The sequence below is a fragment of the Ruegeria sp. BG8 genome, from assembly GCF_056538325.1.
In genome coordinates this window covers 131,266-141,166 of the sequence record NZ_JBQFSZ010000010.1, presented here as the reverse complement: position 1 = coordinate 141,166, position 9,901 = coordinate 131,266, and the positions used below count along the sequence as shown (strand labels likewise).

The following is a 9,901-nucleotide window of genomic DNA, read 5'->3' as shown; positions in this document are numbered from 1 at the left end:
TTGAGCGTGGCCAGGTTCTGTGTAAGCCGGGTTCGGTTACACCGCACACCAAGTTCGAAGCCGAAGCCTACATCCTGACCAAGGAAGAAGGCGGTCGTCACACTCCGTTCTTCGCCAACTACCGTCCTCAGTTCTACTTCCGTACAACTGACGTGACCGGCACCGTGACCCTGGCCGAAGGCACCGAGATGGTCATGCCTGGCGACAACGTGTCGTTCGGCGTTGAGCTGATCGCGCCGATCGCGATGGAAAACGGTCTGCGCTTCGCGATCCGCGAAGGTGGCCGCACGGTCGGCGCCGGCGTCGTATCGAAAATCATCGAGTAACCGGTGACGGTGCTGAGATTGTTCGTCGAATAATCTCGGACCCAACCGGTTGAACGAAAGAAGGCCGTCCCACATGGGGCGGCCTTTTTCTTTGGGGCAAACGAGTACGCGCCTAGCCTCAATGTGTTCGAACCGAGATCACGCCTAGAATGCCCGCCGTCGTGCTGGGGCAGAAACGGATGGAGTTTTCTTAATATTACGTCCACCTCACCCAAAGACAGGAAGCCCACATGTGATCTGAAACAGAAAGCGGGGCATGCACAGGGCGAACCGCTGCAGTAAGCAGGAGGAAATCATGTTTGGTTTTGAATTCTTGAACTATGGAACGCAAGTCCTTCACAGCAAGGATTTGGACGACATGCGCGCCGCTATACTTGGTGATGACGACCAGGAAATCGACTGTGAAAACAGTGATTTTTGCCGCGAGCGTAAGCGGTTTGACGTCACACTTGCGGAGTTGTCTAACAGAACCTGAAACATCAACGCGCGCTGTCGCTAAGCGGACTAAACACTGTCGGGTGGGATGAAAGCCCTCGAACGCCATAGTGGTTTTCTTTGGCTTCCCAACTGCCGCGCGCAGAATGTATATTTCGCTCATTGGCCTGTAGCACTTTCTCGTTGCGACGTGGGTTTTTAAAGATTGGCAATTGGTGCTGGCTCGCGCCGCCCTTTAAGGTGGAACCAAGCCAATAAACCCCTTGCCAAACCCCACCAACCCCACTACTACGCGCGAGTTCTCGATAAGAACGTCAAGGCGGGGTGATTCCCGCCTTTTGGGTTCGAAGAGGGTTGACGATGCGCGTCTGTCCTCCTCTCAACCTCAACGCCTGATAAAAGGCTGTTAATATGCAAAGCCAAAACATCCGTATTCGGCTGAAGGCATTTGACTATCGCGTTCTGGATGCCAGCACGCAAGAGATCGTCAACACTGCCAAGCGGACCGGCGCGAACGTGCGCGGCCCGATCCCGCTGCCGAACAAGATTGAGAAGTTCACGGTTCTCCGTGGCCCTCACGTTGACAAGAAATCCCGCGACCAGTTCGAGATCCGCACGCATAAGCGTCTGCTCGACATCGTTGATCCGACCCCCCAGACCGTTGACGCGCTGATGAAGCTCGACCTCGCTGCTGGTGTGGACGTCGAGATCAAGTTGCAGTCGTAATCGGAGGGTATGAGAATGCGCTCTGGTATTATCGCAAAAAAAGTTGGCATGACCCGCCTGTTCATGGAAGACGGCAAGCAGATTCCTGTGACCGTTCTTCACCTGGACAACTTGCAGGTTGTTGCACAGCGCACCGCTGACAAAGACGGCTACACCGCCGTTCAGCTGGGCGCCGGTGCAGCCAAGGCAAAACGCACCTCGAAAGCCATGCGCGGGCACTATGCCGCTGCAAAGGTTGAGCCCAAGCGTAAGCTGGCCGAGTTCCGTGTCTCCGAAGATGGCCTGATCGATGTGGGCGCCGAGATTTCGGCAGAACACTTCCTGGAAGGTCAGAAGGTTGACGTTTCGGGCACCTCGATCGGTAAAGGCTTTGCCGGTGCTATGAAGCGTTGGAACTTTGGTGGTCTGCGCGCCTCGCACGGTGTTTCGATCAGCCACCGTTCGCACGGTTCGACCGGTCAGTGTCAGGACCCGGGCAAGGTGTTCAAAGGCAAGAAGATGGCCGGTCACATGGGTGCTGCCCGTGTAACCACCCAGAACCTGGAAGTCGTCAAAACCGACGCTGACCGGAACCTGGTCTTCATCAAAGGCGCCGTTCCCGGACCGAAATCGGGCTGGGTCACCGTCAAGGACGCCGTGAAGAAGAAAGCACCGGAAGGCCTGCCTTTCCCGGCTGCTGTGAAATCGGCTGCAACCGAAGCACCTGCGGAAGAAGCGCCCGCGGAAGGTGGTGAAGCATGAAACTTGATGTAATCAAACTGGACGGCGGTAAAGCCGGCGACATCGAGCTGAACGCCGATCTGTTCGGCCTTGAGCCGCGTGCGGACATCCTGCACCGTGTGGTCCGTTGGCAGCGCAACAACGCGCAGGCCGGCACCCACAAGGTCAAGACCCGCTCGGAAACCAGCTACTCGACCAAGAAGATCTATCGCCAGAAGGGCACCGGTGGCGCACGCCATGGTGACCGCAACGCGCCGATCTTCCGTGGTGGTGGTATCTACAAAGGCCCCGTCGTGCGTTCGCACGGCCACGACCTGCCCAAGAAGTTCCGCAAGCTTGGCCTGCGCCACGCTCTGTCGGCCAAAGCCAAGGCAGGTGAGCTGGTCGTGATCGAGAGTGCCGAAGCCGAAGGCAAGACCGCCGCTCTGGCCAAACAGGTTGCAAACCTGGGCTGGAAACGCGCTCTGGTCATCGACGGCGCGACCGTGAACGAAGGGTTCCTTAAAGCGTCCAAGAACATCGAAGGTCTGGATATCCTGCCGTCGATGGGCGCAAACGTCTATGACATCCTCAAGCGTGACACCCTGGTGCTCACCAAAGCGGCTGTCGAAGCACTGGAGGCTCGTCTGAAATGAGCGCGAAGGCAGAACATTACGACGTGATCCGCAAGCCGATCATCACCGAGAAGTCGACCATGGCGTCCGAAAACGGCGCGGTTGTCTTTGAAGTGGCGATCGACAGCAACAAACCGCAGATCAAAGAGGCCGTTGAGGCGCTGTTTGGTGTGAAGGTCAAAGCGGTGAACACCACCGTGACCAAAGGCAAGGTCAAGCGGTTCCGCGGCCAGCTGGGCCGTCGGAAAGACGTCAAAAAAGCATATGTGACCCTGGAAGAGGGCAACACCATCGACGTGTCCACCGGTCTTTGATCGAACCCGTCTTTGGAGAGAATGGAAGAACCCCCGCGAAAGCGGGGGTTTTTCTTTGCAGGCGACACTGAAAATTGAACGTGAAAAATACGTTCGGTCCAGAATTCGCTTGCTATGACCGGGCGGTAGTCTATCCGGGTTGAAACAAACAAAAACGACGTGGCAGGTGCATGGCGGAACCTTCTCTATTGAACCAGGACGGCGCGACGGCGGCGCGCGACTGGGTTTCGACGCTTGCCAAGTATCGCGAGCCGAACCAATGGCGCAGCCTGTTTGAGCTTGGCGTCAGCATTGTCCCTTTCTTCTTGCTATGGGCTTTGTCTTGGTGGTCGCTGTCTATCAGCTACTGGTTGGCGTTTGCGATTTCCGTTTTGAACGCGGGTTTTCTTTTGCGATTATTCGCGATCCAACATGATTGCGGACATGGGGCGTTTTTCAAAAACCGCGCATTGAGCGACTGGGTGGGACGATTGATTGGCGTGCTTACCCTGACCCCTTATGACGTTTGGCGTCGTACGCACTCCACGCATCACAACAGTTCGGGCAATTTGGATAAGCGCGGGATGGGTGATGTCCACACCCTTACCGTGGCCGAATACCAGTCGATGTCACCAGCCAATCGCTTTTGGTATCGCGTTTACCGGCATCCCATTACGCTTTTCGGCTTTGGACCCGGGTATCTTTTTCTGTTTCAGAACCGTCTGCCACTTGGCCTGACCGACAGTTTTAAGTTCTGGGTTAGCGCAATGGTCACCAACGCGGCCATTCTGGGTGCGCTCATGGCCGTTTATTACTTTGGCGGCATAATGCCGGTTTTGCTTGTATTCCTGCCTTCCACATTGATCGCCGCGACGGCTGGGGTTTGGCTGTTCTACGTTCAACATCAGTTCGAGGACACGCATTGGGATACAGATGGCAACTGGCAATTGCACGAAGCTGCATTGCATGGAAGCTCACATTACGTTCTGCCGAAAGTATTGAATTGGTTCAGTGCCAATATCGGAATTCATCATGTACATCACCTGTACAGCCGAATTCCGTTTTATCGCCTGCCGGAAGTGTTGCGCGATCACGATGAACTGGCAAACAGCAACCAAATGACAATCCGCCAAAGCTTAGCCAACGCGAAACTCCATCTTTGGGATGAAAAGACCCGCCGGTTGCTGTCCTTCTCTGAAGCACGTGCTCTTTATGGCTGAAAAGCCAGTCATCGATCCGTGACCACGTGGGCTAGCAATTGCTTTGCCGTTTACGTGTAAAGTTGTGTCTAAGTCGGTTATCCCTGTTGAAAGCTTCGATAGTGGAGAGCCAATGACGGGCCAAAAATCAACAGAGCCGCAAATCCGCGAATTCGGCGAAACTAACGTAGGGCAGCAAGTACACAGCATTGACCTCGCGTGCGGCGTTCTCTCTGCCAGTGTGCTGACCTATGGTGCAGCGCTGCAGGATCTGAGATTGGTCGCCCATGCGCATCCGTTGGTACTGGGCTGGACGCATCTGCAAGGATATGAACGCAGCGCGTGCTATCTGGGCGTTCTGGCCGGGCGGGTGGCCAACCGGATCGCAGGTGGGACCTACCAATTAGGCGGCCAGACTTTCCACACCGATCGCAACTTTCTGGGTAAGCATACCTTGCACGGTGGTCGCGATGGAATGGACAGACAGGTTTGGGAAATCGTGGATTGCGCTGGCGACGCGGTGACACTGGGGCTCAGCCTGCCGGACGGGCATATGGGGTTTGAAGGGGATTTGGACACCACCGCGACCTTTCGAATTGAACCCAACGCCACGCTGAGTATTGAGATCAAAGCCCAAACCAAAACGCGCAGTCTTTGCAATGTGACACCGCATATCTATTTTAACCTTGATGGTTCGGGTGACATTTCACAGCACAGCCTGACAATTCACGCTGATCATTATACGCCCGTGGACGATGAGGGTATCCCGACCGGAGAAGTAAGCGCGGTGGCGGACACACCGATGGACCTCAGGTCGCCGAGGCTTTTGGGTCGGCAGGGTTTCGATCACAATTACTGTGTGTCTGATCGCAGAGAGGATTGTCGAGAAATCGCGGTCCTAACCGGAGCGGAATCCGGGATATCGATGCATCTGGCAACGACCGAACCCGGGTTGCAAGTTTATTCAGGCGCTTATCTGGACGAAGATGGGGAGTGTCACGCAGGCACATCTTATCGCCCATTCGATGGGATCGCCTTAGAGCCTCAGGTGTGGCCCGATGCCCCGAACCACCCGAATTTCCCCAATGCTGTGCTGCATGCAGGTGAGGTGTATCACCATATCTCGCGATATTCGTTTCGCGAGGTTCTGGGCCAGGTCAAGCGGTGGTAGCAGATTGCTATGGAGTCCGAGCCACTTTGGCGCGGGTGGTCTCTTGGCTGATTAGAAGACTGTTCATCACCAAGTTGCGTTTGGATTATCCGAGGTAACCCTGCCAGGCTTGCTTCGGCTTGGTGATTGTCAGGTAGTCCTGAACCTGCACCAGATCACGACCTGGCAGCCAGAATTCGTCCAAAACGAACTCAGTAATCTGAACCTTCTGATCCGTGCTGAAGTCGTGCACATGGGGATAGAGCGTGATCATCCAAACGACGGCCATCAGGTCTTCGAAGGTTTGAGGACGACATCTTACTGCACTGCTGCGTGTTGCGACCTGAAAATTCTCAGACCCAAGTAAACCAACAAGCTGCTTGGGCAGTTCAAGAAGGTTCTGTGTGTTGCGGACGCCGCAGAATTCTTGGGCAAACCGGTTGTAAAGCCAGGTCGTAGTATGAGGACGCTCGGTCGAAGAAGACATCAACGCAAGATGCATCGTACCTGGGGCGCTCAACAGGTGAGAATACAGTTGACACACCAAATTCGGCCAGTCTTCGGGCTCACAATAGTAGAGCGAATGGTGCAAAGTCATAAGGTCGAAGGTTTCTCCGCCCAGACGCTCTGTCAGGGCTGCTTTTGTGGAGAGCTCAGACTTGAAATCCTGAAGATAATCGCCCTCGATCAGGTGAACATCGTCGATAAGGGTTCTTTCGGTGCGTGCGCGCACTTCGTTCAAAGCGGCCGGATCACGGTCATACAACCACAGGCCGCCGTCTGACAGTGCGTGTAAAAGCTGAAACTGAGGTTCTTCACTAGATCCTATCGACAGGGTGCGAAGCGGTTCACCATAAGGGCGTTCGCGCAAGAGTGTGTTGACACCGCGACAAAGGTCGCGCGCGACGTCAGCTTTCTCATTGGTGTGTTTTTCCCAAGTCTGAACCTGGTCGCGAAGGCTTCGATCAGCAGCGTCCAGACCAGCAGTGATCAATTCACTGCGCGAGAGATCGGTTGAGCTGTGTCCAACATTTCGAATTAGATCATACATCTTAAATTCTCCGGTTATTGAGGCTACTGAGATCCGCGGAAATCGCTTGAACAAGAAAGCTAAAGACTAAGCTTTGGCATCTTAGGTTTTCAGCCTTCAAAATACCTCTGACGAACGGAGTTCCTGATACTCCTGACGAATAGAGTTCCTGAGCTCTGTTTTGGAGTATCCCAAATCCCTCAGGTCTCTGACCGTCATTTTGTCCAGTTCCTTGAGCTGCCTTTTGTACTTCGCTTTTATCTCACGCTTCGCCTTTCTCTCCTCAGCGGAGGCAAAAAAACGGGGGAAAAATCGGTTGCCTGATGTTAAATCCAGATAAGCCATCGCCACTTGCTCCTTCCAAAAAATGTGCTTTGTAAAATAGGAAGTGGGGGTCGCTGATAGCTTTAAAGTGAACTGAACCTTAACTTTCGTTAATGTCAGCTTGCAGTGTTACCAGGGCCTATGGTCCCAACGCTTTCGACCCGGCAATGGTTTCAGGTCAACCACCGCTTCGGTTGCGAAGTATCAAGGTCTTTTTTTTCACTGGGCGGCTATAGACACCCACCCCCAACACTGCTAAACGCACCCAATCTTGCGGCCTCGGATTCGTTCCGGGGCCTCTGATATTTGTAACCGGGGACCTTCGGGGCCCTATACCCTTGGCACCTACGGGGGCCTATCACATAGCAGGGAAACCCCCTGCACTTGCTAAACGGAAGACAGAAAGCATGGCACTCAAGTCGTACAAGCCGACGACGCCGGGCCAGCGCGGGCTGGTGCTGATCGACCGTTCGGAGCTTTGGAAAGGACGTCCGGTCAAGTCTCTCACTGAGGGTTTGACCAAATCGGGCGGCCGGAACAACACCGGACGGATCACTTCACGCCGCCGCGGCGGTGGCGCAAAGCGTCTCTACCGGATCGTTGACTTCAAACGGAACAAATTTGATGTCGCGGCAACCGTCGAGCGGATCGAATATGACCCGAACCGGACCGCATTCATCGCACTGGTAAAATACGAAGACGGCGAGCAGGCCTATATCCTGGCTCCGCAGCGTCTGGCTGTTGGTGATCAGGTCGTGGCATCCGCCAAAGCCGACATCAAGCCGGGCAACGCAATGCCGTTCTCGGGCATGCCCATTGGTACCATCGTCCACAACATCGAGATGAAGCCCGGCAAGGGCGGTCAGATCGCACGTGCGGCCGGTACTTATGCTCAGTTCGTTGGTCGCGATGGCGGCTACGCTCAGATCCGTCTGAGCTCGGGCGAGCTGCGCATGGTCCGTCAGGAATGCATGGCCACCGTTGGTGCCGTGTCCAACCCCGACAACAGCAACCAAAACCTCGGTAAAGCCGGTCGTATGCGTCACAAGGGCGTTCGTCCGTCGGTTCGTGGTGTTGCAATGAACCCGATCGATCACCCGCACGGTGGTGGTGAAGGTCGTACCTCGGGTGGCCGTACACCGGTTACACCGTGGGGTAAGGACACCAAGGGTAAGCGTACCCGCAACAAGAACAAAGCGTCCCAGAAGCTGATCATCCGCTCGCGGCACGCCAAGAAGAAGGGACGTTAATCCATGTCTCGCTCTGTTTGGAAGGGTCCTTTCGTCGATGCTTACGTGCTGAAAAAAGCCGAAGCAGCGCGCGAGTCGGGCCGCAACGAAGTCATCAAAATCTGGTCGCGTCGTTCCACCATTCTGCCCCAGTTCGTGGGTCTGACCTTTGGTGTGTACAACGGCCAGAAGCATATCCCCGTAAACGTCTCGGAAGACATGATCGGTCAGAAGTTCGGTGAGTATTCGCCGACCCGCACCTATTATGGCCACGCCGCAGACAAAAAAGCGAAGCGGAAGTAAGTCATGGGCAAGGAAAAGAACCCCCGCCGCGTGGCTGAAAACGAAGCAATGGCGAAAACCCGCATGCTTCGCACCAGCCCGCAGAAACTGAACCTGGTTGCGCAAATGATCCGCGGCAAGAAAGTTGAGAAGGCTCTGACCGACCTGACTTTCTCGAACAAGCGTGTCGCGCAGGACGTCAAAAAGTGCCTGCAGTCCGCAATCGCCAACGCCGAGAACAACCATAACCTGGACGTTGACGAGCTGATCGTCGCCGAAGCATGGGTTGGCAAGAACCTGGTCATGAAGCGTGGTCGCCCGCGTGCCCGTGGCCGTTTCGGCAAGATCATGAAGCCGTTCTCGGAGATCACCATCAAGGTGCGTCAAGTTGAGGAGCAAGCCTAATGGGTCATAAAGTAAATCCGATCGGCATGCGCCTGCAGGTCAACCGCACCTGGGACAGCCGCTGGTACGCCGACACCAAGGACTACGGTGATCTTCTGCTGGAAGACCTCAAGATCCGTGAGTTCATCAACAAAGAGTGCAAGCAGGCCGGTGTTGCCCGTGTGATCATCGAACGTCCGCACAAGAAGTGCCGCGTCACGATCCACACCGCACGTCCCGGTGTCATCATCGGCAAGAAAGGTGCAGACATCGAAGTTCTGCGCAAAAAGCTTGCGCGTATGACCGACAGCGAACTGCACCTGAACATCGTCGAAGTGCGCAAGCCCGAGCTTGACGCGCAGCTGGTTGCCGAGTCCATCGCTCAGCAGCTGGAACGTCGTGTTTCGTTCCGTCGCGCCATGAAGCGCTCGGTTCAGAACGCCATGCGCATGGGCGCCCTGGGTATCCGGGTGAACGTCGCTGGTCGTCTGGGCGGCGCCGAAATCGCACGGACCGAGTGGTACCGTGAAGGCCGCGTGCCTCTGCACACTCTGCGTGCCGACATCGATTACGCACATGCCGAAGCGATGACCCCCTACGGGATCATCGGGATCAAGGTCTGGATCTTCAAAGGTGAGATCATGGAGCACGATCCGCAGGCACGTGACCGTAAAGCACAGGAACTCCAGGACGGCCCTGCACCTCGTGGTGCTGGTGGCGGTCGTCGCTAAGGAGGGAAAGATATGCTTCAACCAAAGCGTACTAAATTCCGCAAGATGCACAAAGGCCGGATCAAGGGTCTCGCCAAGGGCGGCTCTGATCTGAACTTTGGCACCTACGGCCTGAAAGCTCTTGAGCCTGAGCGTGTAACTGCACGCCAGATCGAAGCTGCACGTCGTGCCATGACGCGCCACATGAAGCGTCAGGGCCGTGTCTGGATCCGCATCTTCCCCGACACTCCGGTCACTGCAAAGCCGATCGAAGTTCGTATGGGTAAAGGTAAAGGTTCGGTCGACCGCTGGGCATGCAAGGTCAAGCCTGGCCGCGTGATGTTCGAGATCGATGGCGTCAATGACGACATCGCGCGTGAGGCCCTGCGCCTGGCCGCGATGAAGCTGCCGATCAAGACTCGCGTCGTGGTTCGCGAAGACTGGTAAGAAAATCGGGGGAAACCCCGGTTTGAAATAGG

Annotated in this window: 15 protein-coding genes; 13 read left to right on the top strand and 2 right to left on the bottom strand. The window is 55.6% G+C overall.

Annotated features, from left to right (window positions below; genetic code table 11):
- The 8 genes from ACR0DG_RS17985 to ACR0DG_RS17950 all read left to right on the top strand — a co-directional run.
- On the top strand, nt 1-326 hold a 326-nt coding region (locus tag ACR0DG_RS17985; protein WP_480707061.1), incomplete at its 5' end, for an EF-Tu C-terminal domain-related protein.
- A 295-nt stretch (nt 327-621) separates the two neighbouring features.
- On the top strand, nt 622-801 hold the full coding sequence (locus ACR0DG_RS17980; protein WP_480699739.1) for a hypothetical protein: 180 nt from the start codon (nt 622-624) through the stop codon (nt 799-801).
- 371 nt (nt 802-1,172) lie between these two features.
- Nucleotides 1,173-1,487: a 30S ribosomal protein S10 gene (rpsJ, locus tag ACR0DG_RS17975; protein WP_008756422.1), complete on the top strand. Its 315-nt coding sequence runs from the start codon at nt 1,173-1,175 to the stop codon at nt 1,485-1,487.
- Nucleotides 1,488-1,502: 15 nt separating this feature from the next.
- Entirely contained in the window at nt 1,503-2,228 is a 726-nt protein-coding gene (rplC, locus tag ACR0DG_RS17970) for a 50S ribosomal protein L3 (protein WP_008758167.1), read from the top strand.
- Nucleotides 2,225-2,842 (top strand): 50S ribosomal protein L4, encoded by a 618-nt coding sequence (gene rplD, locus ACR0DG_RS17965; RefSeq protein WP_170429267.1) that lies wholly within the window; start codon nt 2,225-2,227, stop codon nt 2,840-2,842. Before rplC ends, rplD begins: the two co-directional genes overlap by 4 nt.
- Nucleotides 2,839-3,135, top strand: a complete 297-nt coding sequence (locus ACR0DG_RS17960; RefSeq protein ID WP_008757532.1) for a 50S ribosomal protein L23 — start codon at nt 2,839-2,841, stop codon at nt 3,133-3,135. Before rplD ends, ACR0DG_RS17960 begins: the two co-directional genes overlap by 4 nt.
- 170 nt (nt 3,136-3,305) lie before the next feature.
- Nucleotides 3,306-4,334: a fatty acid desaturase gene (locus tag ACR0DG_RS17955; RefSeq protein ID WP_480699738.1), complete on the top strand. Its 1,029-nt coding sequence runs from the start codon at nt 3,306-3,308 to the stop codon at nt 4,332-4,334.
- A gap of 112 nt (nt 4,335-4,446) precedes the next feature.
- Nucleotides 4,447-5,484 carry an aldose epimerase family protein gene (locus tag ACR0DG_RS17950; protein WP_480699737.1) on the top strand — a complete coding sequence of 346 codons (1,038 nt, stop codon included), beginning with the start codon at nt 4,447-4,449 and terminating at the stop codon, nt 5,482-5,484.
- Nucleotides 5,485-5,569: 85 nt separating this feature from the next.
- On the opposite strand, the gene ACR0DG_RS17945 is transcribed toward ACR0DG_RS17950, so the two are convergent.
- Together ACR0DG_RS17945 and ACR0DG_RS17940 are read right to left on the bottom strand one after the other, a co-directional pair.
- Nucleotides 5,570-6,514 (bottom strand): class I SAM-dependent methyltransferase, encoded by a 945-nt coding sequence (locus ACR0DG_RS17945; protein WP_480699736.1) that lies wholly within the window; start codon nt 6,512-6,514, stop codon nt 5,570-5,572.
- A gap of 96 nt (nt 6,515-6,610) precedes the next feature.
- Entirely contained in the window at nt 6,611-6,838 is a 228-nt protein-coding gene (locus ACR0DG_RS17940; protein ID WP_480699735.1) for a hypothetical protein, read from the bottom strand.
- Between the two features lie 386 nt (nt 6,839-7,224).
- On the opposite strand from ACR0DG_RS17940, the gene rplB reads away from it, so the two are divergent.
- Genes rplB through rplP form a run of 5 tightly spaced genes read left to right on the top strand, consistent with a single transcriptional unit; the run spans nt 7,225 to nt 9,869 of the window.
- Entirely contained in the window at nt 7,225-8,067 is an 843-nt protein-coding gene (gene rplB, locus ACR0DG_RS17935; protein ID WP_480699734.1) for a 50S ribosomal protein L2, read from the top strand.
- 3 nt (nt 8,068-8,070) lie between these two features.
- Complete coding sequence (gene rpsS, locus ACR0DG_RS17930) at nt 8,071-8,349, top strand: 30S ribosomal protein S19 (protein ID WP_005980699.1); 279 nt, start codon at nt 8,071-8,073, stop codon at nt 8,347-8,349.
- A 3-nt stretch (nt 8,350-8,352) separates the two neighbouring features.
- Nucleotides 8,353-8,733 carry a 50S ribosomal protein L22 gene (gene rplV / locus ACR0DG_RS17925; protein WP_039538267.1) on the top strand — a complete coding sequence of 127 codons (381 nt, stop codon included), beginning with the start codon at nt 8,353-8,355 and terminating at the stop codon, nt 8,731-8,733.
- Nucleotides 8,733-9,443, top strand: a complete 711-nt coding sequence (rpsC, locus tag ACR0DG_RS17920; RefSeq protein WP_008758042.1) for a 30S ribosomal protein S3 — start codon at nt 8,733-8,735, stop codon at nt 9,441-9,443. Before rplV ends, rpsC begins: the two co-directional genes overlap by 1 nt.
- A gap of 12 nt (nt 9,444-9,455) precedes the next feature.
- Nucleotides 9,456-9,869 (top strand): 50S ribosomal protein L16, encoded by a 414-nt coding sequence (gene rplP / locus ACR0DG_RS17915; protein ID WP_058283513.1) that lies wholly within the window; start codon nt 9,456-9,458, stop codon nt 9,867-9,869.
- The last annotated feature ends 32 nt before the right edge of the window (nt 9,870-9,901 follow it).

Coding starts and splice junctions, on each gene's coding strand:
- ACR0DG_RS17950 (WP_480699737.1), top strand. CDS start 4,447: ATGACGGGCCAAAAATCAACAGAGCCGCAAATCCGCGAATTCGGCGAA.
- rplC (WP_008758167.1), top strand. CDS start 1,503: ATGCGCTCTGGTATTATCGCAAAAAAAGTTGGCATGACCCGCCTGTTC.
- ACR0DG_RS17940 (WP_480699735.1), bottom strand. CDS start 6,838: ATGGCTTATCTGGATTTAACATCAGGCAACCGATTTTTCCCCCGTTTT.
- rpsS (WP_005980699.1), top strand. CDS start 8,071: ATGTCTCGCTCTGTTTGGAAGGGTCCTTTCGTCGATGCTTACGTGCTG.
- rplP (WP_058283513.1), top strand. CDS start 9,456: ATGCTTCAACCAAAGCGTACTAAATTCCGCAAGATGCACAAAGGCCGG.
- rpsC (WP_008758042.1), top strand. CDS start 8,733: ATGGGTCATAAAGTAAATCCGATCGGCATGCGCCTGCAGGTCAACCGC.
- ACR0DG_RS17960 (WP_008757532.1), top strand. CDS start 2,839: ATGAGCGCGAAGGCAGAACATTACGACGTGATCCGCAAGCCGATCATC.
- ACR0DG_RS17945 (WP_480699736.1), bottom strand. CDS start 6,514: ATGTATGATCTAATTCGAAATGTTGGACACAGCTCAACCGATCTCTCG.
- rpsJ (WP_008756422.1), top strand. CDS start 1,173: ATGCAAAGCCAAAACATCCGTATTCGGCTGAAGGCATTTGACTATCGC.
- ACR0DG_RS17980 (WP_480699739.1), top strand. CDS start 622: ATGTTTGGTTTTGAATTCTTGAACTATGGAACGCAAGTCCTTCACAGC.
- rplD (WP_170429267.1), top strand. CDS start 2,225: ATGAAACTTGATGTAATCAAACTGGACGGCGGTAAAGCCGGCGACATC.
- rplB (WP_480699734.1), top strand. CDS start 7,225: ATGGCACTCAAGTCGTACAAGCCGACGACGCCGGGCCAGCGCGGGCTG.
- rplV (WP_039538267.1), top strand. CDS start 8,353: ATGGGCAAGGAAAAGAACCCCCGCCGCGTGGCTGAAAACGAAGCAATG.
- ACR0DG_RS17955 (WP_480699738.1), top strand. CDS start 3,306: ATGGCGGAACCTTCTCTATTGAACCAGGACGGCGCGACGGCGGCGCGC.